The organism is Microvirga soli (assembly GCF_016734765.1).
In the GTDB taxonomy this organism is placed as follows: domain Bacteria; phylum Pseudomonadota; class Alphaproteobacteria; order Rhizobiales; family Beijerinckiaceae; genus Microvirga; species Microvirga soli.
Window position 1 is genome coordinate 25,352 of the sequence record NZ_JAERQE010000027.1, and the last position, 26,938, is coordinate 52,289.

26 protein-coding genes are annotated in these 26,938 nt (G+C 61.3%); 7 read left to right on the forward strand and 19 right to left on the reverse strand.

Translation table 11 applies throughout. The features are described from left to right. Positions 1 to 9 precede the first annotated feature (9 nt). Positions 10 to 1,158, forward strand: a complete 1,149-nt coding sequence (locus tag JKL45_RS19625; protein WP_201863272.1) for a glycerophosphodiester phosphodiesterase — start codon at positions 10 to 12, stop codon at positions 1,156 to 1,158. Positions 1,159 to 1,221: 63 nt separating this feature from the next. On the opposite strand, the gene JKL45_RS19630 is transcribed toward JKL45_RS19625, so the two are convergent. The 9 genes from JKL45_RS19630 to JKL45_RS19670 all read right to left on the reverse strand — a co-directional run bounded on the left by JKL45_RS19630 (position 1,222) and on the right by JKL45_RS19670 (position 9,268). Then, positions 1,222 to 1,680 carry a YbaK/EbsC family protein gene (locus JKL45_RS19630; protein ID WP_201863273.1) on the reverse strand — a complete coding sequence of 153 codons (459 nt, stop codon included), beginning with the start codon at positions 1,678 to 1,680 and terminating at the stop codon, positions 1,222 to 1,224. 123 nt (positions 1,681 to 1,803) lie between these two features. Next, positions 1,804 to 2,658, reverse strand: coding sequence for an oxidoreductase (locus tag JKL45_RS19635; RefSeq protein ID WP_201863274.1), 855 nt, complete (start codon positions 2,656 to 2,658; stop codon positions 1,804 to 1,806). A gap of 96 nt (positions 2,659 to 2,754) precedes the next feature. Then, positions 2,755 to 3,729 carry an isoaspartyl peptidase/L-asparaginase family protein gene (locus JKL45_RS19640; RefSeq protein ID WP_201863275.1) on the reverse strand — a complete coding sequence of 325 codons (975 nt, stop codon included), beginning with the start codon at positions 3,727 to 3,729 and terminating at the stop codon, positions 2,755 to 2,757. 24 nt (positions 3,730 to 3,753) lie between these two features. Next, complete coding sequence (locus JKL45_RS19645; RefSeq protein ID WP_201863276.1) at positions 3,754 to 4,788, reverse strand: DmpA family aminopeptidase; 1,035 nt, start codon at positions 4,786 to 4,788, stop codon at positions 3,754 to 3,756. After that, positions 4,788 to 5,684, reverse strand: coding sequence for a polysaccharide deacetylase family protein (locus tag JKL45_RS19650; protein ID WP_201863277.1), 897 nt, complete (start codon positions 5,682 to 5,684; stop codon positions 4,788 to 4,790). The genes JKL45_RS19645 and JKL45_RS19650 overlap by 1 nt, the downstream gene beginning before the upstream one ends. Positions 5,685 to 5,731: 47 nt before the next feature. Then, positions 5,732 to 6,487, reverse strand: coding sequence for an SDR family NAD(P)-dependent oxidoreductase (locus JKL45_RS19655; RefSeq protein ID WP_201863278.1), 756 nt, complete (start codon positions 6,485 to 6,487; stop codon positions 5,732 to 5,734). After that, positions 6,484 to 7,500, reverse strand: a complete 1,017-nt coding sequence (locus tag JKL45_RS19660; protein WP_201863279.1) for a ketopantoate reductase family protein — start codon at positions 7,498 to 7,500, stop codon at positions 6,484 to 6,486. Before JKL45_RS19660 ends, JKL45_RS19655 begins: the two co-directional genes overlap by 4 nt. Then, entirely contained in the window at positions 7,500 to 8,195 is a 696-nt protein-coding gene (locus JKL45_RS19665; protein ID WP_201863280.1) for a creatininase family protein, read from the reverse strand. The genes JKL45_RS19660 and JKL45_RS19665 overlap by 1 nt, the downstream gene beginning before the upstream one ends. Continuing rightward, entirely contained in the window at positions 8,192 to 9,268 is a 1,077-nt protein-coding gene (locus tag JKL45_RS19670; protein WP_201863281.1) for a GntR family transcriptional regulator, read from the reverse strand. Before JKL45_RS19670 ends, JKL45_RS19665 begins: the two co-directional genes overlap by 4 nt. Before the next feature lie 96 nt (positions 9,269 to 9,364). On the opposite strand from JKL45_RS19670, the gene JKL45_RS19675 reads away from it, so the two are divergent. From JKL45_RS19675 to JKL45_RS19700, 6 genes are all read left to right on the forward strand, one after another. Continuing rightward, a complete protein-coding gene (locus JKL45_RS19675; RefSeq protein ID WP_201863282.1) occupies positions 9,365 to 10,945 on the forward strand; it encodes an ABC transporter substrate-binding protein in 1,581 nt (526 codons plus the stop codon). Positions 10,946 to 11,089: 144 nt separating this feature from the next. Then, entirely contained in the window at positions 11,090 to 12,064 is a 975-nt protein-coding gene (locus tag JKL45_RS19680) for an ABC transporter permease (protein ID WP_201863283.1), read from the forward strand. Further along, positions 12,061 to 12,972, forward strand: a complete 912-nt coding sequence (locus tag JKL45_RS19685; RefSeq protein WP_201863284.1) for an ABC transporter permease — start codon at positions 12,061 to 12,063, stop codon at positions 12,970 to 12,972. Before JKL45_RS19680 ends, JKL45_RS19685 begins: the two co-directional genes overlap by 4 nt. After that, complete coding sequence (locus tag JKL45_RS19690; protein WP_201863285.1) at positions 12,969 to 13,988, forward strand: ABC transporter ATP-binding protein; 1,020 nt, start codon at positions 12,969 to 12,971, stop codon at positions 13,986 to 13,988. The genes JKL45_RS19685 and JKL45_RS19690 overlap by 4 nt, the downstream gene beginning before the upstream one ends. Then, positions 13,940 to 14,944, forward strand: a complete 1,005-nt coding sequence (locus JKL45_RS19695) for an ABC transporter ATP-binding protein (protein WP_201863286.1) — start codon at positions 13,940 to 13,942, stop codon at positions 14,942 to 14,944. The genes JKL45_RS19690 and JKL45_RS19695 overlap by 49 nt, the downstream gene beginning before the upstream one ends. 15 nt (positions 14,945 to 14,959) lie before the next feature. Further along, entirely contained in the window at positions 14,960 to 16,483 is a 1,524-nt protein-coding gene (locus JKL45_RS19700; protein WP_201863287.1) for a carboxypeptidase M32, read from the forward strand. Between the two features lie 13 nt (positions 16,484 to 16,496). Here the strand turns inward: JKL45_RS19700 and JKL45_RS19705 are convergent, their stop codons facing one another. The 10 genes from JKL45_RS19705 to JKL45_RS19750 all read right to left on the reverse strand — a co-directional run bounded on the left by JKL45_RS19705 (position 16,497) and on the right by JKL45_RS19750 (position 26,864). After that, the gene (locus tag JKL45_RS19705) at positions 16,497 to 16,976 is read right to left on the reverse strand and encodes an opioid growth factor receptor-related protein (protein ID WP_312896993.1); all 480 of its coding nucleotides are present in this window, start codon (positions 16,974 to 16,976) and stop codon (positions 16,497 to 16,499) included. 46 nt (positions 16,977 to 17,022) lie between these two features. Continuing rightward, on the reverse strand, positions 17,023 to 17,874 hold the full coding sequence (locus tag JKL45_RS19710) for a sulfite exporter TauE/SafE family protein (protein ID WP_201863288.1): 852 nt from the start codon (positions 17,872 to 17,874) through the stop codon (positions 17,023 to 17,025). Positions 17,875 to 17,953: 79 nt separating this feature from the next. Beyond that, positions 17,954 to 18,676, reverse strand: a complete 723-nt coding sequence (locus tag JKL45_RS19715; protein WP_201863289.1) for a DUF1028 domain-containing protein — start codon at positions 18,674 to 18,676, stop codon at positions 17,954 to 17,956. An 11-nt stretch (positions 18,677 to 18,687) separates the two neighbouring features. After that, on the reverse strand, positions 18,688 to 20,481 hold the full coding sequence (locus JKL45_RS19720; RefSeq protein ID WP_201863290.1) for a gamma-glutamyltransferase family protein: 1,794 nt from the start codon (positions 20,479 to 20,481) through the stop codon (positions 18,688 to 18,690). Positions 20,482 to 20,507: 26 nt separating this feature from the next. Then, complete coding sequence (locus tag JKL45_RS19725) at positions 20,508 to 21,383, reverse strand: ABC transporter permease (protein ID WP_201863291.1); 876 nt, start codon at positions 21,381 to 21,383, stop codon at positions 20,508 to 20,510. Continuing rightward, positions 21,380 to 22,327, reverse strand: a complete 948-nt coding sequence (locus tag JKL45_RS19730; RefSeq protein WP_201863292.1) for an ABC transporter permease — start codon at positions 22,325 to 22,327, stop codon at positions 21,380 to 21,382. Before JKL45_RS19730 ends, JKL45_RS19725 begins: the two co-directional genes overlap by 4 nt. Positions 22,328 to 22,396: 69 nt before the next feature. Further along, positions 22,397 to 23,896 (reverse strand): ABC transporter substrate-binding protein, encoded by a 1,500-nt coding sequence (locus tag JKL45_RS19735; RefSeq protein WP_201863293.1) that lies wholly within the window; start codon positions 23,894 to 23,896, stop codon positions 22,397 to 22,399. 40 nt (positions 23,897 to 23,936) lie between these two features. Continuing rightward, on the reverse strand, positions 23,937 to 25,040 hold the full coding sequence (locus JKL45_RS19740) for an ABC transporter ATP-binding protein (RefSeq protein WP_201863294.1): 1,104 nt from the start codon (positions 25,038 to 25,040) through the stop codon (positions 23,937 to 23,939). Then, a complete protein-coding gene (locus JKL45_RS19745) occupies positions 25,037 to 26,098 on the reverse strand; it encodes an ABC transporter ATP-binding protein (RefSeq protein ID WP_210345844.1) in 1,062 nt (353 codons plus the stop codon). The genes JKL45_RS19740 and JKL45_RS19745 overlap by 4 nt, the downstream gene beginning before the upstream one ends. Further along, positions 26,088 to 26,864 (reverse strand): FadR/GntR family transcriptional regulator, encoded by a 777-nt coding sequence (locus JKL45_RS19750; RefSeq protein WP_201863295.1) that lies wholly within the window; start codon positions 26,862 to 26,864, stop codon positions 26,088 to 26,090. The genes JKL45_RS19745 and JKL45_RS19750 overlap by 11 nt, the downstream gene beginning before the upstream one ends. Between the last annotated feature and the right edge of the window lie 74 nt (positions 26,865 to 26,938).

Genomic DNA, 26,938 nt, shown 5'->3' on the forward strand with positions numbered 1-26,938 from the left:
GGAGAGATCATGAACTATCTTGCACTGCTCGGATCCGTCACAGCCATTCTGCCGGCGATGATTGGATCATCCTTGGCTCAGGAAAAGACACTGACCGGCGCGCCGACCATCGTGGTCGCCCATCGGGGCGCCAGCGGCTATCTGCCCGAACACACCCTCGAAGCCTATAAGATGGCCATCGACATGGGTGCCGACTACATCGAGCCCGATCTCGTCGTGACTAAGGATGGCGTGTTGATCGCCCGGCACGAGCCGATGCTGAGCGGGACCACCGATGTGTCGAACCGACCTGAATTCGCCTCCCGCAAGACGACCCGGAAGGTCGACGGTGTTGATACCAGCGACTGGTTTGCCAGCGACTTCACCCTCGCCGAGATCAAGCAGCTTCGCGCCAAGCAGGCCATGGCTGACCGTGATCAGTCGAAGAATGGTCAGTTTCTGGTTCCAACCTTGCAGGAGGTGATCGACCTCGCCATGAAAGAGGGCACTGCAAGGGGTAAGGCCGTCGGCATCGCTCCGGAGACCAAGCACTCGACCTTCCACGCCGCTATCGGTCTGCCGATGGAAGACCGGCTGGTGAACGCCCTGAAGGAGGCCGGCTGGGCCGATGCGTCTGCGCCTGTAGTCATCCAGAGCTTCGAGGTGGCGAACCTGAAGTACCTGAACACACGGATCGACGTGAAGCTGGCGCAACTGTTGGATGCGGAAGACGTGGACAAGGATGGCAACATCGTCCTCAGTGCACCCTATGCTCAGCCCTATGATTTCGTGGTGGTGGGCGACAAGCGCACTTACAAGGATCTTCTGACGAAAGAGGGTTTGGCCGAGGTAAAGTCCTACGCCGATATCCTGGCGCCTTGGAAACCCTACATCCTCCCGACCAAGCAGGTCGACCAGAACAACGATGGCAAGGCAGATGACCTAAACGGCGACGGAAAGGCCGACGAGCAGGATCGTGTTATTGCCGAACCGTCCAGTGTTGTGAAGGACGCCCATGCCGCAGGCCTTCAGGTGTTCACCTGGACCTTCCGCAACGAGCCCAAGCGCTTGGCTTCGACATTCAAGGGCGATCCGGCAGCTGAGTACAGGGCGTTCTATGCCGTTGGGGTCGATGGGCTCTTCAGCGACTTTCCTGATACTGCCGTGAAGGCGCGCTGATCGTCGGGATATCCCGAGTAACCCGGCATCACTCGATGCCGGGCTTTTTGTAGGTGCAGAACGTCACTGGCACACATCCACCCAGTCGGCGCCGACAAGATTAGCCATGCGCTGCGGTTGGATGCGTACGGCCGTGTGAATAGACCCCGCAGCCGGCACAACTTCGTCGAAGGCCTTCAGGGAGATGTCGCAATAGACGGGCAGGGGTGTTGCCAGGCCGAAGGGACAGACTCCACCAACGGGGTGCCCGGTCAGAGCCTGAACCTGCTCTGCATCCAGCATTGAGGCCTTGCCCCCGAACGTGGCCTTCACCTTCTTATTATCTAACCGCGCAGTGCCGCTCGTGACCACGAGAAAGCTTTTCTCGCCGACTCTCAATGACAGGGTCTTGGCGATCTTCTCCGGCTCGACACCGTGAGCTTCCGCCGCCTGCGCAACGGTGGCGGTGCTCGTTTCCATTTCGATGATCTCAAGATCCGGTGCGTTCTGGGCGAGAAAGGCGCGAACGGATTCAAGACTCATAGCCGGTGGACTCCTTACAGGATGGCTGAGATATGAGGGCACGTCTCAACAACGGGCGTTTCCTCACCGATGTGAGGACTGTCCGCATGATAGCTGCCACCCTGCCGCAGGTGCAAACCGCTCCTAGCGCTCGCCCTCTGGATAGTCTGCGCCACGGCTCGTTTCATTCCAGGCCTCGATTTCGGCCAGGGTTTCCTTCAGCTTGTTCCGAACGCCTTCGAGAGCGATGGAGCCTAGCACCAGGTGCTTGGGTGGGTTCTCCGCCTCAACCACCTTGATGATCGCCTCCACAGCCCGCACGGGGTCACCGGGCTGCTTTCCGCTGATATTGGCGGTCGCCTCAAGCCGGGCTCCGACCGTGTTCTGGTAATCAGCTATCATCGGGCGCCGCTGCTGCAGAGATCGACCGGCCCAGTCGGTCCGGAATGGGCCAGGCTCGACGCAAGTCACCTTGATGCCGAGGGGGGCCACCTCCCTGGAGAGTGAATCCGACAGCCCTTCCACCGCGTGCTTAGTCGCCGCGTAGTAACCGGATCCCTCGAAGCCGATGAAGCCTGCCTGGGATGAGATGTTGACGATATGACCGCGACGGCGGGCTCGCATGCCAGGCAGGACGGCCCGAGTCATGGCTGCCAAGCCAAAGACGTTCGTGTCAAACTGGGTGCGGATCTCGGCATCGTCGCCTTCCTCGATGGAGGATTGGTAGCCGTAGCCGGCATTGTTCACCAACACGTCGATGGATCCAAAGCGATCCCCGGCCGCTTTCACGGCAGCGGCGATTTGATCGGGGTTGTTGACGTCGAGTGACAAGGCGAGAGCATGGTCCTCATGTCCCTGTGCCAAGTCCTGCACCCTAGTGACATCTCGGGCCGTGACCACCGCGCGCCACCCCCGACGCAGCACGATTTGAGCGAGCTCCCGCCCGAAGCCGGTGGAGCAACCCGTGATGAACCAGACGGGATTGTCGTTCAGTGGCATGCGGGGGTCTCCTCTGCTCGGACGGATGCGGCAAGGGCATATAGGGCCGGATCGATGGGGGTGAACCGGCTCCTGCTATCGATTTTCCAACCTCAGCTAAGCTTTGTGAAAGTCGACGAGGGGCTCGTCGTAGATCCCGGTGAGGAGCCTGCCGTCCTGTCTGACGATACCGCGATACATGCCTGAGCAGTTGAAGGGCAGGGACACATTGCCGGCACGGTCCACGGCAATGATGCCACCCGAGCCACCTGCCGGAGCCAGCATATCGATCACGACGGCACGCGATGCTTGATCCAAGGTCTGGCCAGCATAGCGCATGCGGGATGCGATCTCGTGCGCCGCCGCATAGCGGATGAAGATTTCGCCGTGGCCGGTCGCCGACACGGCGCAGGTTTCGTTATCCGCCCAAGTTCCAGCGCCGATCATGGGACTGTCGCCCACACGTCCAGGGGCTTTTGCCGTCATGCCACCCGTGGAGGTGGCAGCTGCGAGATTCCCGTGGCGGTCGCGGGCCACTGCGCCAACCGTGCCGTGCTTGCGCGACTCGTCCTGATCGACCGCGCCGCTCTGGCGCATGGCGAGCGTCTCCTGCAGGGCCTGCCAGCGTTGCTCGGTAAAGAAGTAGGTGGCTTCCTCGAAGGCCAAACCCTGCTGGCGGCAGAACTCCAGGGCGCTTTCACCAATGAGCAGCACGTGGCCGGAATGCTCCATCACGGCGCGGGCAGCGAGAATCGGGTTACGCGGGCCGCAGATCCCGGCAATTGCGCCAGCAGAACGGTCGCGCCCGTCCATGACGGCCGCGTCCATTTCCTGCTTGCCGGCAGAGGTGTAGACTGCACCACGCCCGGCATTGAAAAGCGGCTCGTCTTCGAGAGCCATCACAGCCGCAGTGGCGGCATCGAGTGCGCTTCCGTTGTCAGCGAGAACAACGCGTCCCGCATCGAGGGCGCGACGCAGGCCCGTGTGATAGGCGGCCTCGCGCTCAGGCGTCATCTTGCTGCGCAGGATCGTTCCTGCCCCTCCATGAATGGCGAGAGCGAAGTCGTTGCCAGGTGTGGTGGTGCTCGGCATGAGATCAGGCGTCCTCTGAAAAAGTTAAAGAGCGTCGGTCAAGGCGGGGCGGTGATGTCCATCCCGGCCAGTCATGGAGCCGGCGGCTATGAGGGCATCGAGAACTGCCTCCTGGGTGGCATCGGCCGTGGCCTGGAAGAGCAGGTCGATGCGGTTCTCGTTGAGGACGCGCATGTCGACCACAGCCGCCTTCTCGTCGTGCGAGAGGAGATTGGCTGTCGTGAAGCCGAGCGCGATGTCGCCGCTGCCATGGCCCCAGAAGGATCCGAGGCGTGCCAGTCCGACGCCGGAGCGGCGGATGACACGCTTGAGCTGTCGGTCGTTCAACGGAACATCGGTGGCCACGATGATGATGATCGAGCCCTTCTCCGCAGCAAGTTCCTCCATCTGAGTCTCAGGCGGGGCAATAAGCCTGCCGTCGGGAAGGCGAAGATCGCCGGCTCGGCCAAAATTAGACAGGACGAGAACGCCGAGATGGAAATTTTGGCCGTCCAGGGTGATCCGCCGGGACGAGGTGCCGATGCCACCCTTAAAGCCGAAGGTGCTCATGCCGCAGCCGGCACCCACCGAACCGACGTCAAAACATGAGGAGGCGTTCGCCAGAGCGGCGCGTGCATCCTCCTCGGTGACAGCGAGCGCCTGGATGTCGCTCAGATAGCCATCGTTGCACTCGAACACGACCGGATTCACCGTAGCGGTCTCTCGGCCGATATCCGGGTTGTGCTTGATCGCGTGGCGCACCAACGCCGTGCAGCAGGTGCCGACCGAGAGGGTGTTGGTCAGAAGGATCGGGGTCTCGATTGTGCCCAATTCCTCCACCTGCACGAGGCCGGCGCTCTTGCCGAAGCCATTCAGCACGTGAACGGCTGCTACGGGCTTCTCGCGATAGAGATTAGCACCATGAGGGACGATAGCTGTGACTCCTGTACGGATACTACCATTTATAAGGGTGCAATGGCCGACACGAATACCTGGAACGTCCGTGATGCTGTTCAACTCGCCCGTCAGCAGAACGCCGCAGGCAAGGCCCATATCACTGGCGCGGGCAGGGCGCTGCATCAGAGGCCTTGCTCCTTCACGAAAGCAGCAATCTCCGCGTGGGTTGCCACCCAAACGTTCGAACGTCGGGTAACTTCTTCCAGAAGCTTTTCCAGGATCCATATGCGCGAGCGGTAGCCGGTGACATGGGGGTGCATGGTGAGCAGAAAGAGACCGCCTTCCTCGTAGGCCCGCTCGAATTCCCGGAAGAATATGTCGTAGACGGCGGTCGGCGGCGTGTGGGGGCGAAGGCCGTTGAAACGGTGCATGTTGAAATAGACAGCATCGTCGCGGATCCACTCCACGGGCAGCTCTACGATGCCGGTCGGCTCGCCCTGTTCAAGCAGCTCGTAAGGGTCATCATCTGCCATGAGGGATGAATCGTACAGTAGGCCGAGCTCGCGTTCGATCCGCAGCGTGCTCGGGCTGAAGTCCCATGAGGGAGTGCGCAGGCCAACCGGACGCACACCCGTGATCCGCTCCAGGGTATCGGCCGCCCGGAACATCAAGTCGCGCTCGATCTCATATGGCAGCTGACTATTAAGTTCGTGGATCCAGCCATGGATGCCGATCTCATGGCCCTCTGCCACAACCCGCTTCTGCTCGTCCTCGTAGAGGAGGGCAGCGACGGCTGGGACGAAGAATGTCGCCTTGGCATCATACTTGGCAAGGGCGCTCAGGATGCGTGGTACACCCTGTCGGTTGCCATATTGGCCTTGGGACATGCGGCCGATGGATTTCCCTCCATCGCGCAATTCGTTTGTCTCATGGTCCGAGTCAAAGGAGAAAGCCACGGCGCAACGCGCGCCATTCTTCCACTTGCTGGGTTTCAACGAGCGTCCGGCACGAACATGGTCCACCTTGTTGCGCCAGGTCTGCTCGTCCCACGTCCAGGGCTGGCTGCTCATATCGTCCATGATTCTCTCAATTCGTTCTCTGAAATGATCGAAGGGCGCGTAACGGTTCAGGAGCGTCCGCCATCCACGGAGATGATCTGCCCTGAGACCCATGCTGCCGCATCGGAGGCCAGAAACATCACAGTGTTGGCGATGTCCTGTGGATATCCCAAGCGTCGGGTGTGAATGCTTTCCACCAAACGAGCCTGCCCCTCCGGTCCATAGCTCTCCCATTGACGCTGCGTGGCAGGGTTCGATAGCACGAAGCCGGGTGCCACGCTGTTCACAGTGATCCCGAACGGGCCAAGCTCAAAGCTGAGCTGCTTTGTAAGGCCAACAAGGGCATGTTTTGAGGCTGTATAAGCCTGAATGCCGGTGAGGCTCGGGCGAAGACCTGCTCCGGACGAGATATTGACGATGCGCCCGAACTTGCCCTGTTTCATGTGCGGAGCTGCTGCCTGCGAGCACCAGAAGGCACCATGCACATTGGCTTCGAACAGAACCAGCCAGTCTTGCTCGCTCACCTCCTCGATGGGCTTCGCGACCTGACCGCGAACGCCGCCCGCGCAGTTGACGAGAATGTCGATGCCACCAAGAGCCTCAGCCATATCAGCGAAGGCGCTGGCAACGGCGGCGCGATCTGCGAGATCAAGGGTGCGAGTTGCCCTGGCGCCTGACTCGGCGGCAACGCGCAGACCAGCTTCATCGAGATCGAGCGCCCATACATGAGCCCCCTCGGCGGCAAGAGACTGAACGATGCTGCGCCCAATGCCCTGTGCGGCTCCGGTCACGGCAACACGGCGGTTGGTGAAGTCGAGTTTCATGGGTTGAGCATCTCATCGAGGGTGGACCAGGATTGTTCGCGGCGGCCGTCCTCGATGTCATGAATCAGGGAGACCAGCCTGTTGATGGCAGGCGTAGGAATGCCCGCCTCCTGGCCGAGGGTGCCGATGATGGCGATTTGGGCGTCGACCTCGGTCTTGCGCTTGCGCACGGCGAGATCGCGCCAAATGCCGGAATGGGTCTTCGCGGTGTGCCGGTTGAACTCGGCCATATCGGCAACGGAACGCCTTGCAGCCGTTTCATCCGCCCCTGGCATGAAAGCGTCAGGGTCGAAACCGTTGAAACCTAAAGGCTTGACGCTGCGGGCCTTCGCCACTGCCATCACTTCCTGGCCGAGGCGGTGATAAACCGGGAAGTGACGTTCTGACGCCAAGTTCTCCGACATGGAGGCATTCGTCAGCGCGGTCGCGAAGAGCAGAGAGCCGTAGCCGAGCTTGCCCCAGAGATAGCCCCAGATGTTGTCCGTGAGCACTACCTTCGGCTCGAAGATCGAGAGCAGGCGGTGATACTCGCGCACCGCATCGGTTGCCTGCCCGTCGAGCCCACCCACTGCAACGGCGGCCCTGTTGCCGAAGAGAATCCGGCCAGGCTCCAGCCAGTCGGCGCCGAAGTTGACGAAGCATCCGACCGTGCGCTCGGTGCCGATTTCCTCGGCAATGATGATCTCGTTCAACCCGTTTTGCGCGGAGAGAACGGTGCCATCCTTAGCTAGGTGTGGCTTGAGAGCCCGAACGGCATCGCGGGTGTGATGAGCCTTGACCGCGAGGATGATGCGCTTGAACTGCCCGGTCACCTCGCTCGGCAAGACTGCCCTCACAGGCTGGCGGAACGTTTCTACAGGTCCTTCAATGAAAAGGCCTTCCCTTTTCATCGCCTCCACATGTGGCTCGCCGATGTCAACAAGCAGAATATCCTCGCCCGCGCGGGCGAAATAGGCGCCAAGGGTCCCGCCAATGGCGCCGGCGCCCCAGATCAGGATCGTGTTGTCGTTCATTACCAGTTCTCGATCGAGGCACGGGTTTCGTCGATAGCCACCGACCAGATGGCGTTCATGTCCTCGTCGGACCGCTGGAAGTATCCGCCGAAATTGCCGTCCTGCAGGATTTCGCGAACGCCCTCAGGACTAAAGGTCCGCATGCGTTCCAGATCGACCATCGGCTTCTGATGGGAGGGCTGTTCAATTCCGGGCAGGCGCGTCCAGGCAAAGTTTTCCATCCAGGAGGCATGCGACGCGACAGGGTCGATCTCCTTTACCTTCTCGAAGGTGCGCGGGGCGTTCCACCAGTTGTGAAACTTCACGCGACATTCCGGATTTTCGCCCATCCATTCGATAGCCGCTGTATGGCCCGGCGTATTGCCGCCATGCCCGTTGACGAAAAGAATGCGCCGGAATCCGGTGCGCTTCAGAGAGTCTAGAATGTCCGTAATGATTCGCAGGTAGGTATCCGCCCTGAGCGAGATCGTGCCGGGATAAGCCATGAAATAAGGTGTGATGCCATAGGCCTGAACCGGGAAGACTGGGACGCCCATCGGTGCAGCGGCTTCAGAGGCCACACGCTCGGCAAGGATGCTGTCGACGGAGAGGCTCAGGTAGGCGTGCTGCTCCGTGCAGCCCAGCGGGATAACGGCACGATCATCCGTCTTCAGGTATTCTTCGACCTGAAGCCAGTTCATCTCACTAATCTTCATGAAGGCACTTCCTCTTGAGACTCGATGGACGAGCGCAGACGCTCGATCACGGGCAGCAGCGTGGCGCGGATCGCATGCGGGTCCGGCACATAACGGAATTCCAGAGCCTGCATCCCAGGCGGCAGCAGCTTTTTAACAGCCGATTCGGCACCACTTGCATAGATCGCAACATCGACCTGGGTAAGAAAGGCTGCGAGATCGGGTGCCGTGATCAGCCGAACATCGACCGTAGACACATGAGGTGCAAACCGCAGGACGCCAGGTTTCATCAAAGCGGCGAACTCGGGGAAGATCGAAACGAGCCCAACCCGCGACATCGGATCCAGCATTGCGAGTTGAGCCCGCGTCTCCTCAGCCGGGATGAAGCTCAAGCCTACAACCGGGATGCCGCTGGGCACGAGATGCTCGACCTCGCCGCGGCGATGCGCCAGGGTCATGCAGATGTCGCAGGGCAGGGGAAAGGCCTCTCCTGCATGCAGGGCATCCACTGTCGTTACGACGATGGTGTCGTCAGAGCCAAGATGGTCCTGAATGCGATTGGCATATTGCTGCGTCGTCTCGACGAAATTGCCTACCATGACCAAGCGTAGCGGTCTTGTCGGAGTCGGACCACGTGCGGCGCGGGCATTCACGAGTGAAGACACGACAGACGGCGCGAGGCCCAACTGCTCGGCCTCATTAAAGAGCATATCGACTCGGCGTTGAATCTTGCGGATGGCATGGGAGCGCAGGCCGTCGCTGTTATGCCCGTCTCCCACATAGGTGCCGGCCCCTGGTTTTGCCTCTATGAGCCCTGACTCACGCAGTTCCCTATAGACTGTCGCGACGGTCATGTGCGCGATCCCGGCTCGCTCTGCCAGTTCCCGAACGGAGGGGAGGCGCTGACCTGTGGGCAATTCCCCCAGCGCAATTCCAAACTCGATCAACCCACGCAGCTGTGTACCAAGCGGGACGGGGAGCGTACGGTCGAGTGCCCCTGCGAGGCTGGCAAGAATGCGCTCATCGGGGGTCTGTTCCGTGTCACTATAACGGATGCCGCTATAAGCGTCAGGTGCTGTCCGGAGTTTAGGCAAGGTGCTGTTGACTTTTCTTGCTCGGGTGACCTACCGTTCTAATCGATAAGAACACCTTGGACGAAAAGCCAGGGTCTTAGCAAGAGGGGAAGTGAATTGAAACAAAACTTCAAGCTGGGTGGAACACTCGCAGCAGCTCTCGTCCTTGGCACGATCCTCAGTGGCGGCGTTTCGGCGCAAACACTGACAATGGGTCTGCGTGCCGGTCCGGACTCTATCGACCCGCACTGGTCGACCCTGGGCAGCCAAGCGGAAGCTCTGCGCCATATCTTTGATACGGTCGTCATGTCCGACGAGAACCTGGGTCTGAAGCCGGGTCTTGCGACCTCGTGGAAGCCGATCGACGACACGACCTGGGAGTTCAAAATCCGTGAGGGCGTGAAATTCCATGATGGATCGGAACTCACGGCCGAGGACGTGAAGTTCTCCATCGACCGCATTCCGGTCGTGACCGGCCCGATGAGCATGACGATCTATACGAAGCAGGTGGCGGAGACGAAGGTCGCCGACAAGTACACCCTGCACGTGAAGACGAAGGCTCCAGCGCCGACTCTGCCGAACGATTTCATCCGCCTCTTCGTCGTGTCGAAGAACGTCGGCATGGAGGCCCGCAACGAGCAGTTCAACTCGGGCAAGGCGGCGATTGGCACCGGTCCGTACAAGTTCGTGTCCTGGGAGCCAAAAGGTGACCTTGTCCTCGAGCGCAACGACAGCTACTGGGGCGGAAAGCAGCCCTGGCAGAAGGTTGTTCGCAAGGAAATTCCGAGCGATCCAGCACGCATGGCGGCGATGAAATCTGGTCAAGTGGATCTCGTCAACTACGTGCCGGCCACAGACTATGCTGCCATGCAGAAGGACAAATCGGTCGATACTTTTGTGGCCGACTCGGTCTACTTCCTGAACCTCACGCCGAACGTGAAGGAGACCCTGCCCAAGAAGGTCAAGGTCGACGGCAAGGAAATCGACGCTAATCCGCTTCGTGATCCTAAGGTTCGCGAAGCTATGGATCTCGCCATCGACCGCAAGACGCTTGTGCGTGTCGTTCTCGAAGGCCTGGGCCGTCCGGCCAACCAGTTGATGCCTGCCAGCTTCTTCGGCGGTAACAAAAGCCTACCGGAGAAGCCCTATGATCTCGCGAAAGCGAAGCAGCTTCTCGCGGATGCGGGTTACCCGAAGGGCTTTGAGATCGACTTCCACTGCACTAACAACCGTCTCCCAGGTGATGCGGCGGTGTGCGAGGCGCTATCGCAGATGTGGGCTCGCGCCGGCTTGAAGGTGAACGCCAATGCCCTCAACGGCACCGTGTTCTTCCCGGCTCAGCAGAAGGGTGAATTCTCCCTCTGGATGAGCGGTTGGGGCACGCTGACCGGTGAGGCGAGCTACACCTACGGGTCGCTAGTCCACACGGCAGATCCCCAGGTCGGTCTCGGTGCCTTCAACAAGCAGGGCTACTCCAATCCGGAAGTGGACAAGCTGTTGCAGGAAGGCTCGCGCACCATGGATGACACGAAGCGTCGCGCGCTCTTCGAGAAGGTGACGGAAATCTCCATGAACGATCGTGCCCTCATCCCGACCGTGCAGATCCAGACGGTTTGGGCAGCCAAGAAGGGCATGCTGACCATCCCGGCTCGTGTCGATCAGGAGACGCTGGCCTACGAGATCAAGCCGAAGAGCTGATCCTTACACGTCAGCCGGAAAAATCCGGCTGATCTCTTCCGGAGGGAAAGTGCTTTCCCTCCGGCTTTTTCATTGGTGGTAGCCATGGAGTGCCGGGTGTCAGTCACCCGATCTTCCAGGTTTGAAGTCGATTTACGAGACAGCATGATCGGTTTTCTCATCCAACGCATTCTGCAGGCACTCATGGTCGTGATCGCCATGTCGATCATCGTGTTCCTGGGCGTCTATGCCATTGGTAACCCAATCGACGTGATGATCGATCCGGCATCCGACCAAGCGCTTCGCGAGGCGCTGATCCAGCGCTACGGGTTTGATCGCCCACTGTTCGAGCAATACTTCATTTTCATGAACAACATGCTCCACGGGGACCTGGGCGAGTCTTTCATCTACCGGCTGCCGGTGCTCAACCTGATCCTGTCGCGCCTGCCGGCGACGTTGGAGCTTGCGTTGACTGCGATGCTGATCGCCACGTTTCTTGGAATTCCGCTGGGCCTGTGGGCCGGGTACAAGCCGGATTCACTCTCCGCTAAAGCCATCATGGGCTTCTCGGTGCTCGGCTTCAGCGTGCCGAGCTTCTGGGTCGGTCTGTTGCTCATCATGGTGTTTGCCGTCGAACTCGGCTGGCTGCCCTCAGGTGGGCGCGGGCCGACGACGGAAGTGCTTGGCATGAATCTGTCGATCACCTCGCTGGAAGGCTGGAGCTACATTCTGTTGCCGGCGTTCAACCTCGCATTGTTCAAGCTCGGGTTGCTCATCCGCCTGACGCGAGCTGGCACCGTCGAGGTGATGAGTTCCGACTACGTGCGCTTCGCTCGCGCGCAGGGGCTCTCCGAGAGCAAGGTCGTGGGCCTGCATGTCCTGAAGAACATCTCGATCCCGATCGTGACGGTCTTCGGCCTTGAACTCGGCTCTACTCTGGCCTTCGCGGTCGTAACGGAGACCGTCTTCAACTGGCCCGGCATGGGCAAGCTGATCATCGATTCCATCACCGTGCTCGACCGTCCCGTGATGGTCGCCTATCTCATCCTTGTGGTGTTCCTCTTCGTCATGATCAATCTCGTGGTCGATCTTATTTACGGCCAGCTCGATCCGCGCATTCGCGTAAAGGCTGCGTCATGAGCCATTCTCCCGCCCTCCCTTTGCCGGCCGAAACGGGTTGGACGCGCCTGTCCAACTTCTGGTCGGATTATCGCCGGAGCCCTGTCGCCGTTGCCGCCCTGATCGTGGTTGTGGTCGTGGTGCTCATGGCCGTTCTCGCACCCTTCGTGGCGCCTCAGGACCCCTACAATCAGGGGACTCTCGACCTGTTCGATGCGCGGCTCGAGCCCGGTGAGGTCGGTTCCGGGGGTTATGTCCATTGGCTCGGTACCGATGCTGCTGGCCGCGACGTTTTCTCCGCGATCCTCTACGGGTTGCGCACCAGCCTGATCGTCGGCGTTATGGCCGGCACCCTGGCTTTGCTCCTTGGCACGACGGTCGGCCTCATCGCTGCCTATTATGGCGGTCGCATCGAGGCGCTGATCATGCGCATCATCGACCTGCAACTCTCTCTGCCGGCTATCCTTCTGGCACTGGTCCTGGTGGCCATGCTGGGGCAGGGACTCATGCAGCTCGTGGCCGCGCTGGTCGCTGCGCAGTACGCCTATTTTGCCCGCACCACCCATGGTGCTGCGAGTGCCGAACGGCGCAAGGACTACATCGAGGCTGCGCTCTCGACGCCACTTCCGGCCCGCCACGTGCTGTTTCGTCATCTGCTTCCCAACGCACTGCCGCCCCTGATCGTCGTGGCGACCGTGCAGGTGGCAAATTCCATCGCGCTCGAAGCGACCCTGTCCTTCCTGGGGCTGGGGCTGCCGATCACCCAGCCGTCGCTCGGCTCCCTGATCTCCAACGGATTCCAGTTCCTGCTGTCAGGCCGCTACTGGATCTCGATCTATCCCGGTATCGCCCTGATGCTGACAGTCGTCGCCATCAATCTCGTAGGCGATCAAGTGCGCAGCGTTCTGAACCCGAGGAACAGCCGATGAGCGATGCCGTTCTTCGCGTCAACAATCTTCAGACGCAGTTCCAGACACGGGCTGGGGCTCTCAAGGCCGTTGACGGCGTCAGCTTTGAGGTCGGCCGTGGTCGCATTCTGGGCCTCGTCGGCGAGTCCGGTTCCGGCAAGAGCGTAACCGGATACTCGATCCTCGGTCTGATCGAGCCGCCCGGCAAGATCGCAGGCGGTGAGGTTCTCCTGAACGGCAAGGACATCACCCGCCTTAGGGGCGATGCCATGCGCCAGGTCCGCGGCGCCCAGATCGCCATGGTCTTCCAGGACCCGATGATGACGCTGAACCCGGTGTTGAAGATCGGGACGCAGATGATCGCTGCGGTGCGGGCGCACGACAGGGTGTCCCGCAAAGCCGCCCGCGCACGAGCACGCGATGCGCTCGCGAAGGTCGGAATTCCAAGCCCGGATGAGCGTCTGGAAGCCTATCCGCATCAGCTTTCCGGTGGCATGCGTCAGCGTGTGGCTATCGCAATTGCCCTCCTGCATAACCCGGCAGTCATCATCGCCGATGAGCCGACTACGGCGCTCGATGTCTCAATTCAAGGTCAGATTCTCGCCGAGGTTCGTCGTCTCGCGGATGAAACCGGCACCGCCTTCGTCTGGGTCACCCACGATCTCGCTGTGGTGTCGAGCCTCGCGGACGATATCTGCGTCATGTATGCAGGGCGCGTCGTTGAAAGCGGCCCGGCTGATGATGTCATCGCGTCTCCGCGTCACCCCTACACGGCAGGGCTTCTGGCCTCGGTTCCGGCCGAGCACGAGCCTGGCACGAAGCTGCCGCAGGTTCCTGGATCAACTCCATCGTTGGCGAACCTGCCGCAAGGTTGCGCCTTCGCACCCCGCTGCGCCAAGGCAGGCCCTGCCTGCACCACCACTCCGCCTGTCCAGCACTTCGAGGACGGACGTACCGCGCTCTGCCATTACCCAATCGAGCCCGTTTCATGCCAGCCGCTCTCCTTGACATCGACCACGTATCGAAGCGCTTCGTAAAGCGCCCCAATCTCGGGGAGCGGATCGCAGGCCTCATCGGCGCAGGCCGATCCACCGAGATCGTGCGCGCGGTGACGGATGTCAGCCTCAGTGTTGGCAAAGGTGAGGTCGTGGGCCTTGTCGGCGAGTCCGGCTGCGGGAAGTCGACGCTCGGACGCATGATCGCCGGAATTTATACGCCGAGCGACGGCAAGGTCCTTTTTGCCAACGCGCCTGTTGCGAAAGAGCAGGGACGACGTACGCAGAAACTCACCACCCGCGTCCAGATGATCCACCAGGATCCCTTTGCAAGCCTCAATCCGCGCATCCGGATCGGTGACACGGTGGCCGAGGGGCCGGTGGCGCATAAAATCGTTAGGTCACGAGAGGCCGATTCCTACGTGGCCGACATGCTCGGCCGCGTAGGCCTCGATCCGAGTTACCGCCGTCGTTTCCCGCACCAATTTTCCGGTGGGCAACGACAGCGCATTGCCATCGCCCGTGCGCTTGCCATGAAACCGGACCTTCTCGTTCTTGACGAGCCGGTGGCTTCCCTGGATGTTTCCATCCAGGCTCAGGTGCTAAACCTATTCATGGATCTGCGTCGGGATCTCGACCTGACGGGCATCTTCATCAGCCATGACCTCGGCGTGGTGCGCCATGTCTCCGATCGGGTCGCGATCATGTATCTCGGCCGCATTGTTGAACTGGCGCCGACGGCGGATCTCTATGCCAATCCGAACCACCCTTATACCCGAGCGCTCTTCGAAAGCGTCCCACGGGTCGGCGTGGGCCGAAAGAACTTCCGTCCCATAGCGGGCGAAATACCGTCTCCACTCAATCCACCGAGCGGATGCCATTTCCACCCCCGCTGCCCCTTCGCCGGACCGCGCTGCAAGCGGGAGGCACCGCCACTGGCTGCTATTGGACCCGGGCGCTTCTCCGCCTGCCATCTCAACACCGGTGGCACGGACTGACATCAGAGATCGATAATGACCCAGCAAGCTTCCTTTGCGGCGCTCCAGGAGCGCATCGCCGCCGTCAACGACGTGCTGAACGCAACCTCCCTGCTCACATGGGATTCACGCACCATGATGCCGGCGGGCGGTGCAGAAACCCGTGGTCATCAGATCGCGACCCTGACCCGCGTCGCACGCGACCTTCTTCTGGCACCTGAGACCGAAAAGGCTCTCGACGAAGCCGAGCGGGCCATCGATGGACTGCCAGCAGACTCAGCCGAGCGACGCATGGTCGAGCAGACACGGCATGCGGTCGAGCATCATCGCAGCGTGCCGGCATCCTTGATTCAGGAACGGGCGGCCCTTCGCACCGTGGCGCAGGCTGCCTGGATCGAGGCGCGGTCGAAGAGCGATTTCTCGATCTATGAGCCTCATCTGGCAAAGACTGTCGCGCTCTCACGGGCCTATGCCGATTGCATCGGCTGGTCTGAGCATCCCTATGACGCCATGGTATCGATCTACGAGCCCGGAGAAACGGCAGCGAGCCTCAAGGCCCTGTTCTCCAAGCTGCGCGATGGATTGCTGCCGATCCTCGATGCGGCCCGTTCCCGGCCGCAGCCACGATCAGATTTCCTGTTCCGGGACTTTCCGGAGGAGGGGCAGCGCGCCTTCGGCTTGAGCCTTGCCGAAAAGCTTGGTTACGATCTCCGGCGAGGGCGTCTCGATACTACGGTGCACCCCTTCGAGGTGTCGTTCACCCGCAACGACGTGCGGATCACCACCCGCTATAACCGCAACTATCTTCCCGCCTCCATGTTCGGCACGGCTCATGAGGTCGGTCACGGGCTCTACGAGCAGGGCGTCAACCCGGCCTATACCCGCACGACCCTCGCGACGGATCTCGTGGGACTTTACGCGGTCGGCGGCACAAGCTTCGGGGCACATGAGTCCCAGTCGCGCCTCTGGGAGAACCACATCGTCCGCAGCCGTACGTTCTGGGAAAGGAACTTCCCGGACCTGCAGAGGCATTTCCCGGATCAGCTTGGCAATGTGAGCGCCGAGGAGTTCTATCGCGCCGTCACGCGCGTGGAACCAGGTTTCATCCGTGTCGAGGCGGATGAGCTCACTTATGATTTCCATATCATGCTGCGCGTCGATATCGAATGCGCGCTGATGGATGGCTCGCTTCAGGTCTCCGATCTTCCGGGCGCCTGGAATGCCGCGATCAAGCGCGATCTTGACCTGACGGTTCCGAACGATGCCAAGGGCGTGTTGCAGGATGTCCACTGGTCGACTGGCTATATCGGCTCATTCCCGACCTACACCATCGGAAACGTGATGGGTGCGCAGGTGATGGAGACCCTGCGGAAGCAGAACACGTCCCTCGACGCATCCATTGAGGCGGGTGAGTACGGTGTTTTGGCCGAGGAGCTCCGCACGAGGATATGGCAGCACGGGCGCCGCTTCATGCGCGACGAGCTGCTGGAGCGCGAATCAGGACGCCGGCTCGACCCAGCGCCTTACCTTGCCTATCTGCGCGACAAATACGCTTCCTGAGTAACCTAGCCTCTCAAGAGCCATCAACACCCGCGGCCTCTGCCCAATAGTGCAGGCTGCGGGTGTTGACTGGGGCTCCAGCTGCTTCATGCAGTGTTAAGATCGCACTGTGAAAAGCTTTGGCTTCCTCGGTGCCGACCAGGAGGCGTAGGCTGTGCAAAATCCGCGTGATCCGCAGGTGATTATGATCATGCGATGTCAGCCACCAGCGTGTTTCTCGATAGAATTGTAGCATACGCTCAGTCGCCGCCTTGAGGGTGGCGACTGCACGCACATCGGTTCTGATCGCCTCTATCTCAGCGGAGGTCAGAACAGGCGAGTGCGGCTGGGCCGCGCTACGCGTCGGCAGAGGAAACAGCCATTGGATGTAGTCGTGCACTGCCTCCAGTTCATCATTGGAAAAGCCGAGCACATCGGCAGCTAGGCGCCCGCAACCGTCCTGCCCCACTCCGGCAAGAAAGGCATGTAAGGGGCCTGCCATTAACTCAGTCACTGCGCGATCTCCTATCTGATGCTGCAGATTGGAGATCGTTCATGGCTCAAGTGAGAAGACTTGCTGCGAAGCGGGCGCAGACCAGCAGCAGGAAGATGCCGAAGGCCACCTCAAGCCGGCGCTTGGAGAGACGGTGCGCAAGGCGCGCCCCCACGGGAGCCAGCCAGGTGCTGGTGGGGATGAACAGCACGAAGCCGAGAAGCGAGATATAGCCGAGTGCCAGCGGCAGCTGGAAGGCCACCACGTCGGGATAGTCGGCCATGTGCGGCCACCCGGCATAGATGTAGCCGATGGCGCCGGGGATCGAGATGAGGATGCCGAGCCCGGACGAGGTCGCCACCGCCTGATGGATCGGCCGGTTGTAGAAGGTCATGAACAGGTTGGAGAGCTGCCCGCCACCGATGCCCATCAGGGCCGAGAGAATGCCGATCAGCCAGCCATAGGCGATCATGATCGGCTTTGCCGGCATGTCGAGGCCGAAGCGCCAGGTGTCCTTGCCGAAGAGCAGACGGATGGCCGAGATGCCGGCCACCACCACGAAGACGGCCTTGAACAGGTCAGCGGGAGCATAGCGGGCGATGACGCTGCCGATGGCGACGCCGAGCACTACGGGCACGGCCCAGACCCGCAGGATCGTCATGTCGACTGCGCCCTTGGCCCGGTGTGCGTTGAAGGAGCGGATGGAGGTCGGGATGATGATGGCCAGCGATGTGCCGACGCAAAGCGGCATGCGCACCTCTTCCGGCACCTCCAGGATGCGGAACAGCTCGTAGAGGATCGGCACGGCCACGGCACCGCCGCCTACGCCGAACACGCCTGCCAGCAGACCGGTGATGGCACCCGCTGCGAGAAGGGCCACCACGAGCCATGCCAGATCGAAAAGAGGGATGCCGAACATTGGGAAGTTCACCTTAGAAAGCAGAACGGCCGTAGGATCTTTTGGACCCTACGGCAAGTGAGAGTGTTGCAGAGGTGATCTAAGACGCGCTTCGGGCAAGCCGCTCCTGGTACTCGCGTGCCCTTTGATCGATCCATGAGCGGTCCGTAACGCCACCAGGGTTTGCGCGGGTCGCCATGGCGTCCATGAATGCGAGAAAGCGATCATGGGCGACGCCATAGAGGCGGCGAAGTTCTTCCAACGGCTCGGCATGATCATCGACCCGCAGGTCGAGCATGGGGTATGGCTCGTCACGCCAGATCTTAAGGGCTGCCGACTGCGTGCCGCGCTTGTCGCCGCCCTCGGCTTGCCCTGCATCGAGGGCTGTGAGGAGGCGATCTGCAAAGGGCAAATCCATCCGGCGCTTGTATGTTTCGAGGGTGGCCTCGATCACCGTCGGGCCGGCGAGCATGTTCCCGGCCACCGACACATTCTCATCCGTCAGGTGCCCGCACCAATCGACACATTCACGACCCGTGTAGGCTGCGGTCTTGCCGTCTCGGTCGATAACATGGAGTTGGCGAGACTCTCGGCCTGGGTCCTGCGTGGTGAGCACCGTCACGATCTCTTCGGCGCTTCGTCCCTCAGCCAGGAACCGCATGCCATCCGTTCCATAGAGCGGATTGACGAGCGCCTGCGTGGCAAGGGCGCCGTTCTTGGCCGTACCATGGGGGCACAGCGCCCCCACGGCGAAGAACTTGGTGGTGACGGCAACCCCGAACGAGCCGGTCTCAGGGTCCTTCGCGATGATTGACCAAGTCATGTGTAGGCTCCTCAGCGGCCGACTGCATAGGCTTGCATGAGGCGCGGCGTGGCGGCGCCGTGCAGCAGTCCGTCCTTGTCGCGGCTTGCAGCCACCAAGCGCCCGACTGTCCACGCCGGTGCGACCTCGACCTCGTGGCCGCGGGCGCGAAGGTCGTCGAGCACCTCGGCGCCGTAGGTCTCCTCGGCCATGAGGTGGCCGGGCTTTTGCTCCCGCGGATAGAAGGAGGAGGGAAAATGCGCCGTGTGCGACATCGGCAGGTCGATGGCTTCCTGCAGGTTCAATCCGTAATGGGCGTGGCGCAGGAAGAGGAGCATCTGCCACTGCTCCTGCTGGTCGCCACCGGGGGAGCCAAAGACCATGTAGGGCTCGCCGTCCTTCTCCGCGAGGGTTGGTGTGAGCGTGGTGCGCGGGCGCTTGCCCGGCGCGAGGCTCGCCGGCAGGTTCTCTTCCAGCCAGAACATCTGAGCCCGGGAATTGAGCATGAAGCCGAGTTCAGGGATGACAGGCGAGGATTGCAGCCAGCCGCCGGAGGGCATGGCGGCGATCATGTTGCCGAAACGGTCGACCACATCGATATGCACCGTGTCGCCGCGACGTGCCGAGCGCATGGAGGCCAGGGTTGGCTCGCCACCGGAAACCTTCTTGTCCGTGGTCGAGAGTTCGCGCAGTGCTTTCAGGGTGCGCTCGACCTGAGCCTCGTAACCCTCGACGCGGCCGGGGCGCAACTCCAGAGAGGCCTTGTCGGTTATCAGCTTGCGACGCTCATCGTTATAGGCGTCCGACAGCAGTGTCTGGATCGGCACGTCGATAAAGTCGGGATCGCCGTAATAGGCCTCACGATCCGCGAAGGCGAGCTTCATGGCCTCAGTCACCGTATGGACGAATGCGCCACTGGTCGGGCCCATTGCGGCCAGATCGAAGCCCTTCAGCAAGGCGAGGGTCTGCAGGAAGACCGGGCCCTGGCCCCATGGCCTGATCTTGTTGACCCGGTAGTTGTGGTAATCATAAGTCTGCGGTGCGTCGTAGGACGCCTGCCACTTTGCCATGTCGTCGGCACTAAGCACGCCCTTATGGCGTGAGCCGCTCTGGTCCATTACCTCGGTCTTGCGCACGAAGGCGTCGATGGCCTCGGCCACGAAGCCTTTATAGAAGGCATTGCGGGCGGCTTCGATCTGCGCCTCGCGGTCGCTTCCCTTAGCCTCTCCCTCACGGATGATCCGCTTCCAAGTATCTGCGAGCTGCGGGTTGCGGAAGAGCTGACGGGGTTTTGGAACCTCGCCGCCGGGCAGGAACACGGCTGCGGTGGTCGGCCATTCTGTCTCGAAGAACTCCTTCAGCCCCTTGATGGTATCGGCCACGCGCGGCAGCAGAGGATGGCCCTGCTCGGCATAATAGATGGCAGGCTCCAGCACTTCCCTGAGCGAGAGAAGCCCGTGATCGCGCAGCAGGAGCATCCAGGCATCGAACGCGCCGGGCACGACAGTGGCGAGCATGCCGTTGCCGGGGATGAGCTTGAGGCCCTCGCGCTTATAATGCTCGATGGTGGCACCACCAGGCGCAGTGCCTTGGCCGCAGAGCACCTCGACCTTTTTGGTTTTGGCGGAATAGAACACGGCTGGAACTTCGCCGGACGGGCCGACCAGGTGCGGCTCAACCACCTGTAGGACGAAGGCGGACGCGACGCAGGCGTCGAAGGCGTTGCCGCCTTTCTCCAGCATCGCCATGCCGGCGGCGGAGGCCAACCAATGGGTCGAGGTGACGATGCCGAAAGTGCCAAGGATCTCAGGCCGTGTCGTAAACATGTCTCTTATCCGATATTTCGAGTTTTTTACTGTTCGCGAGGATCGAGCGCGTCGCGCAGGCCGTCGCCGAGAAGATTGAAGCCGAGCACGATCAAGAAGATCGCCGAGCCCGGAAAGATCGACATCCAGGGGGCCTGATCCATGAAGTTCTTGGCCGTGTTCAGCATGGAACCCCAGGAGGGGTTCGGTGGCTGCTGGCCTAATCCGAGGAAGGACAAGCTCGCCTCCGCGATAATGGCTGTGGCAATGGTCAGAGTGCCTTGAACCAGGATCGGTGGCAGCACGTTGGGAAGGATGTAACGAGCCATGATCCAGAAATCAGGAAGACCGATGGCTCGTGCACCCTCGACGAAATCCTCTGCCTTGACAGTCAGCACCTGTCCGCGGGTCAGGCGGATGAAGATCGGCATGGCGGACAAACCGATGGCTATCATCGCGTTGGTCAGGCTGGGCCCAAGGAAAGCTGCGAGCGCAATGGCGAAGATCAGGAACGGGATCGCCAGCATTGCGTCAGTGGCACGAGAGATCGTGGCATCGATCCATCCACCGAAATACCCGGCGAGAAGGCCGAAGGGTACGCCGAGCACGATGGCGATGAATACCGAGACAACACCCGCCATGATGGAGGCTCGTGCGCCCCAGAGCATGCGGGAGAGCATGTCGCGTCCGAGCTCATCGGTGCCAAACCAGAACAACTCGGATGGCGGCTTGCGGATGCTCGTGAAGCTCGGCTTGATGGGATCGTAAGGAGCCAGATAAGGCCCTATCAGGGCCGCCAGAACGAAGAACAACACGATGGCGCCGCCGAGGACGGCACTCTTGTTCTTGAGGAACTTGGAGAGCACACGACTGCGCTTCTTCGGCAGGGCGACGTCGTCGGCAACAACGGCTGTAGCGGTCATGATGAATGCCTCAGGCGGGGGTTGACGAGAACGTAAAGGACGTCCGCCACGAGGTTCATGAAGATGAACCCGACGGCTGTGCACAGAACCACGCCCTGCACCACGGCATAGTCACGGTTGAACACCGCATCGACGATGAGCTTGCCAAAGCCCGGAATGGTGAAGATCTGTTCCGTGAGCACCGCGCCTGCGAGAAGTTCGCCAAAGAGCAGGGTGGAAAGCGTGACAATGGGAATGAGCGCGTTGCGCAGGGCATGCTTCAGGATGACCTTCCGCGACAGGAGGCCTTTGGCACGAGCAGTGCGGATATAGTCGGATCGCATGACGCCGAGCATGGCACTTCGGGTATGCCGCATGAGGCTCGCGGCAAGACCCGTTCCGAGAACGAAGGCAGGCATGATCATGGTCTTGATATTGAGCCACAAATCCTCAGTCGGCGGCACATATCCGGAAGCGGGCAGGAGTTGCCAGCGCACCGAGATCAGCATGATGAGCATGATACCAAGCCAGAAGTTCGGGATCGAAAGACCCGACAGCGCGATCACATTGGCGGCGTAGTCGACGGTCGTCCCCTTCTTCACCGCCGAAATGATCCCGGCGGGGATGCCGATGGCCAGCGCCACGATCATCGCCATGATGGCGAGCTCGAGGGTGACCGGGAGCTTGCTCATAATCAGATCGAGCACGGGGATGTCGGTGCGAAGCGATATTCCCAGGTTTCCTGTTAGAGCCGAGCCGATCCAGGCGAAATACTGAACTGGGATCGGATCATCCAGGCGGTACTTCTGGCGTAGGTATTCCAGCACCTGTGGGTCGCGCTCCTCGCCCGCCATAGTGAGCACCGGGTCGCCAGGCAGGAGCTTCTGCAGGGCGAAGACCAGCAGCGACACGATGATCAGGGTCGGGATGGCAATGAGTATTCGTCGTCCGATGTAGCGCAGCATCAGCCTATGGAACCTGCATCAGAGTAGAGGGTGCATGCCCGGCCGCGAAACCGGGCATGCAATGTTCAATCAGGAGGCGAACTTCACGCCTTTCAGGCGGATCATGCCATCTGGATAGGGCTTGAAGTTTTGAACCTTCTTCGTGTGAACGAAGGGCCAGGGCTGGTAGTAGGTGTAGATGATCGGCAGGTCCTGCTTCAGGATTTCCTGAGCCTGATCGTAAAGCTGCTTGCGCTTGGCCTCATCGTTGATGATACGAGCCTCGTTCAGGAGCTTGTCGACCTGCTCGTTGCAGTACTTGCCGTCGTTGAGGGCACCCTTGCATGTGACGAACGGATGGATGTTGCCATCGGGATCGACACGGCCGGACCAACCGATCACGTTCACGTCGAAGTTGCCCGCCTGGGCTTCCTTCTGCATGGCTGCAAATTCGGTCGGACGGAGCGTAATGTCGAACCCGGTCTCGGCCGCCATGGCCTGAATGATCTCGGCGATCTGCTGGGTCGTGGTGCTAGTACCGAAGGTGAGTTCGAACTTCACCCGATCAACGCCAGCCTCCTTGAGAAGCTGCTTCGCCTTGGCGACATCACGGGTGGTGGGACCGAACTTCGGGTTGTTGTACGGGCTGGCCTGTGGGAAGGGCTGACCTGCGGGCGGGAAGATCCCTGCGCCGACCACCTCGTTGATGACGTTGCGGTCAATCGACAGCTCGAAAGCCTGGCGCACCCGCTTGTCCTGACCGAGCGGAGACTTGGCGCGTTCACCGTTGTTGGTGTTGATGGTCAGGCCTTGGTACCCGATGCCGGAGACCGGTGCGAAGACCAAGTTGGAATCGCCCTTGGCTGCGGGAACATCGCTCGGGGCAAGGCGCTCAATCAAATCGAGGTTGCCGGAACGCAGGTTGGCGAGGCGCACGGTGGTGTCCGGAATGGGCTGGAACACGATACGCTCAAAGTTGAAGTTCTTCGCATCCCAGTGATCGGCGAACTTCTCGAGAACGATGCGGTCGTTCTGCACGCGCTCGACGAACTTGAACGGTCCCGAGCACACAGGCCTCTGGGCAAAATCGGCGGAGGCCAGCGCCTTGGGCGACATGATCATGCCAGCACGGTCGGAGAGCTGCGACAGCAGGGTCGCATCGGCGCGGGAGAGATTGACCTTCACGGTCAGGTCGTCAACGGCCTCGACGTTATCGACGGAGGTGAGCTCGCTCTTGCGCAGCGAGTCCGGCAGCGTGCGGGCGCGGTCGATATTTGCCTTTACGGCGGCGGCATTCAGAGGCTCGCCATCGTGGAATTTCACGCCGGGGCGCAGCTTGAAGGTCAGCGACTTGCCGTCGTCGCCCCATTGCCACTCGGTGGCGAGCTCCGGAGTGAACTTCAGGTCCGGCGTGATGTCAACGAGCTTGTTGCACAGCGACGTGAACACGATGCGGCCGACGAAGGTGCGGGCGCGATGGGGATCGAGCACGTCCGGGTCTTCGTTCAGGCCGATGCGCAGGGTCTGCGCGGAGGCGGCAGTGCTCACAAGGAGCCCGGCCGCCATGGCTAGGAGCAATCTCTTCTTCATTTGTGTCGTCCTCCGGATAGTTCTCTGGATCAGTCTTCGTTCAGGGGCTCGTCGCGACGGGCTTATCCTGCCGTTCACGCCAAGTTTGGTAGAGCGCCAGGCGCTTGGCCAATGCCGCGCTCGGGGGCGGAGCGCTGATCGAACCAGCGCCCGCTCCTTGAATCTCACGCCAGAAATGACAGGCTACCCGGCGCCCGTCGGGCGCAGCCTCAAGGGCGGGGTGCTGCTCCTTGCAGACAGGCCGCGCATGGGGGCAGCGGGTATGGAAGCGACATCCCGAAGGTGGGGCCGCCGGGCTCGGAACATCGCCCTGGAGCAGGACCTTCGGCTGCCTGTTCGACGGGCTGGGGATCGGGATCGCCGCCAGCAGCGCCTGGGTGTAGGGATGCAAGGGATTGTCGAAGAGTGCGTCCGTCTCGGATAGTTCCATGATCTCGCCGAGATACATGACCGCTACCCGGTCGCTCATGTGCCGGATCACCGCGAGGTCATGCGCTACGATGACGAGGGTCAAGCCGAACCGATCCTTGAGGTCCTCGAGCAGGTTGATGATCTGCGCCTGGATCGACACGTCGAGAGCCGAAACCGGCTCGTCACCCACAATCAGCTTCGGATCTCCCGCCAATGCTCGGGCAATGCCGATGCGCTGGCGCTGCCCACCGGAGAACTCGTGTGGGTAACGATCCGCATGGGTAGGCAGGAGACCTACGGTGCGCATGAGATCCGCAACGCGGTCGCGCTTCGCAGAGCCGCTGGCCAGATTATGGAGCCAGATCGGCTCCGCGATGATGTCACCGACATTCATGCGCGGATTGAGCGAGGCATAAGGATCCTGGAAGATGATCTGAAGCTCGCGACGTAACTTGCGCAACTCGCTCTTGCTGAGCGTAAGGATCGAGCGGCCCTCATAGAGCACATCCCCGGCAGTCGGTTCGATCAGGCGGAGGAGGAGGCGGCCGAGAGTGGACTTGCCGCAGCCGGATTCGCCCACGATCGCGAAGGTCTCACCGCGGCGGATATCAAGGGACACGCCATCGACTGCGCGGACGACAGTTGGAGAGGAGAGCAAGCCTCCGCTCCCGAAATGCTTCTTGAGGTCCACCCCTTCGAGGATGACATCACCGGTGGTTGCCGTGGCATTCATGCGACTGCTCCACGCTTTTGTTCGAGAGGTGCATACCAGCACCGGGCAAGATGACCTGGTCGAATCTCGCCAAGGGGCGGAAGTTCATTGGCGCAGCGGGCGTCCGAGAAGGGACAGCGCGGCGTGAAGCGGCAGCCTTTAGGCATCAGTTCCGCCGGTGGCACGGTGCCGCGGATCGTGGCAAGGCGCCCCTGACGGCGGCCGAGTGATGGAACGGACCCCATGAGGCCGATGGTGTAGGGGTGTTGCGGGTCCTCGAAAATGGCCTCGACCGGCCCGCTTTCGACGACGTGCCCTGCATACATCACGGCCACTTCATCGGCGACCTCGGCCACGACACCGAGATCGTGCGTAATGAGGATCATCGCCGTCCCAGTCTCCTCCTGGAGGCGCTGGATGAGGGTGAGGATCTGCGCTTGGATGGTCACGTCGAGCGCGGTGGTCGGCTCGTCCGCAATCAGAAGTTCCGGGTCGTTCGCGAGCGCCATCGCGATCATCACGCGCTGGCGCATGCCACCGGACATCTCATGCGGATAGGCGCGCAGACGCTTCTCCGGTGCAGGGATGCGCACCTTCTTGACCATGTCGAGCGCCCGCTCCATGGCCTCAGCCTTGGAGACCTTGCGATGCCGGACGATGCCCTCGGCGATCTGGTCGCCGATGGTGAAGGCCGGGTTCAGGGACGTCATCGGCTCCTGGAAGATCATGGCCATCCGGTCGCCACGCAGATCCGCCCGCTCGCGCTCGGTGAGTGTCAGCAGATCTCGCCCGTCGAAAGTGGCCGAGCCTGCAACGATCCTCGCCGGAGGGGTCGGCAGAAGTCCCATGAGGGCCAAAGACGTCACGCTCTTGCCGCACCCTGACTCGCCGACGATGCAAAGGGTCTTACCCTTGCGCACCGAAAAGCTGACATCGTCGACCACGTTTACGCCCTTCGGGGCGCCATCGAAGCGGACAGATAGCCCTTGAACGTTGAGAAGCGGCGGTTCGGAGGTCACAGCGTCATTGCCGATCTGATGAATCTCTGCACTTGTCTGTCGGACTGCCTCACGTCCCATGGCGCATCTCTTTTTTGGTGTTTGTTGTCACGGGTGTTTCCGAAATCTGTCCGTCCAAACGGTCGGGCAGGGGGCTGGTCATTACCTTGAGGAGGCCTTCACGCACGAGTTCGAGGTGCTCGCGCATGGCGTGTTCTGCTGCATGTGCCTCGCGCTGAGCGATTGCGGCGATCACGCGGCGGTGCTGCTCGACATAGATCTGCTGACGCTCGCCGGAACGTGCCCGCTCCCGCAGGAGCCGCCATGCGGTGTCTTGGCGAATGCGGTCAACCATGTCGAAAATCGCAAGCAGGAGGGAGTTGCCCGCTGCCTCTGCAATGGTTCGGTGAAGGGCGCTGTCCCAGAGTTCGCGGCCGTCCGCATCTGAGGACGACGCCGTCTTCTCGGCCAGGCGCAGAAGGCGTTCAATATCGCCGTTCGTCGCGCGCATGGCCGCCAGTCGGGCAAGGGCAGGCTCGATCTCCAAGCGCACATCCATGACCTCAAGCGGATGCGTGCGCTTCGACAACTCCTCAAGATTGGTTGGTGTATGGGCCGGGCGCGGCCCAACGAAGGTTCCCTTGCCCTGATGGCGCCAGATCCGGCCTTCCGCTTCCAGCACCTCAAGAGCCCGCCGCAGGGCGCGTCGCCCGATTCCGATCTGAGTTGCCAGCACGCGCTCAGCCGGGAGCCGCTGCTCCCCTTCGAAGGAACTGTCGTCCAGGAGAGCCCGCAACCGCCCGAGGGCGAAGTTGGAGCTATCTGCTGAAGGATCTGGGTTGGACATGAAATCCAGCTCCCTGTGAACCAATCTTACTGCTGGATCAGCAGTCGCGACGTGTTGTTGCGCCCCTGAGGGCT

Excerpts from the sequence above, each read along its gene's own strand:
- JKL45_RS19740 (WP_201863294.1), bottom strand. The coding sequence starts at position 25,040 with ATGAATGCCACGGCAACCACCGGTGATGTCATCCTCGAAGGGGTGGAC.
- JKL45_RS19645 (WP_201863276.1), bottom strand. The coding sequence starts at position 4,788 with ATGCAGCGCCCTGCCCGCGCCAGTGATATGGGCCTTGCCTGCGGCGTT.
- JKL45_RS19725 (WP_201863291.1), bottom strand. The coding sequence starts at position 21,383 with ATGACCGCTACAGCCGTTGTTGCCGACGACGTCGCCCTGCCGAAGAAG.
- JKL45_RS19700 (WP_201863287.1), top strand. The coding sequence starts at position 14,960 with ATGACCCAGCAAGCTTCCTTTGCGGCGCTCCAGGAGCGCATCGCCGCC.
- JKL45_RS19730 (WP_201863292.1), bottom strand. The coding sequence starts at position 22,327 with ATGCTGCGCTACATCGGACGACGAATACTCATTGCCATCCCGACCCTG.
- JKL45_RS19720 (WP_201863290.1), bottom strand. The coding sequence starts at position 20,481 with ATGTTTACGACACGGCCTGAGATCCTTGGCACTTTCGGCATCGTCACC.
- JKL45_RS19665 (WP_201863280.1), bottom strand. The coding sequence starts at position 8,195 with ATGAAGATTAGTGAGATGAACTGGCTTCAGGTCGAAGAATACCTGAAG.
- JKL45_RS19655 (WP_201863278.1), bottom strand. The coding sequence starts at position 6,487 with ATGAAACTCGACTTCACCAACCGCCGTGTTGCCGTGACCGGAGCCGCA.
- JKL45_RS19640 (WP_201863275.1), bottom strand. The coding sequence starts at position 3,729 with ATGCCGAGCACCACCACACCTGGCAACGACTTCGCTCTCGCCATTCAT.
- JKL45_RS19635 (WP_201863274.1), bottom strand. The coding sequence starts at position 2,658 with ATGCCACTGAACGACAATCCCGTCTGGTTCATCACGGGTTGCTCCACC.
- JKL45_RS19710 (WP_201863288.1), bottom strand. The coding sequence starts at position 17,874 with ATGTTCGGCATCCCTCTTTTCGATCTGGCATGGCTCGTGGTGGCCCTT.
- JKL45_RS19735 (WP_201863293.1), bottom strand. The coding sequence starts at position 23,896 with ATGAAGAAGAGATTGCTCCTAGCCATGGCGGCCGGGCTCCTTGTGAGC.
- JKL45_RS19625 (WP_201863272.1), top strand. The coding sequence starts at position 10 with ATGAACTATCTTGCACTGCTCGGATCCGTCACAGCCATTCTGCCGGCG.
- JKL45_RS19680 (WP_201863283.1), top strand. The coding sequence starts at position 11,090 with ATGATCGGTTTTCTCATCCAACGCATTCTGCAGGCACTCATGGTCGTG.
- JKL45_RS19695 (WP_201863286.1), top strand. The coding sequence starts at position 13,940 with ATGCCAGCCGCTCTCCTTGACATCGACCACGTATCGAAGCGCTTCGTA.
- JKL45_RS19650 (WP_201863277.1), bottom strand. The coding sequence starts at position 5,684 with ATGGACGATATGAGCAGCCAGCCCTGGACGTGGGACGAGCAGACCTGG.
- JKL45_RS19690 (WP_201863285.1), top strand. The coding sequence starts at position 12,969 with ATGAGCGATGCCGTTCTTCGCGTCAACAATCTTCAGACGCAGTTCCAG.
- JKL45_RS19630 (WP_201863273.1), bottom strand. The coding sequence starts at position 1,680 with ATGAGTCTTGAATCCGTTCGCGCCTTTCTCGCCCAGAACGCACCGGAT.
- JKL45_RS19715 (WP_201863289.1), bottom strand. The coding sequence starts at position 18,676 with ATGACTTGGTCAATCATCGCGAAGGACCCTGAGACCGGCTCGTTCGGG.
- JKL45_RS19750 (WP_201863295.1), bottom strand. The coding sequence starts at position 26,864 with ATGTCCAACCCAGATCCTTCAGCAGATAGCTCCAACTTCGCCCTCGGG.
- JKL45_RS19745 (WP_210345844.1), bottom strand. The coding sequence starts at position 26,098 with ATGGGACGTGAGGCAGTCCGACAGACAAGTGCAGAGATTCATCAGATC.
- JKL45_RS19685 (WP_201863284.1), top strand. The coding sequence starts at position 12,061 with ATGAGCCATTCTCCCGCCCTCCCTTTGCCGGCCGAAACGGGTTGGACG.
- JKL45_RS19660 (WP_201863279.1), bottom strand. The coding sequence starts at position 7,500 with ATGAACGACAACACGATCCTGATCTGGGGCGCCGGCGCCATTGGCGGG.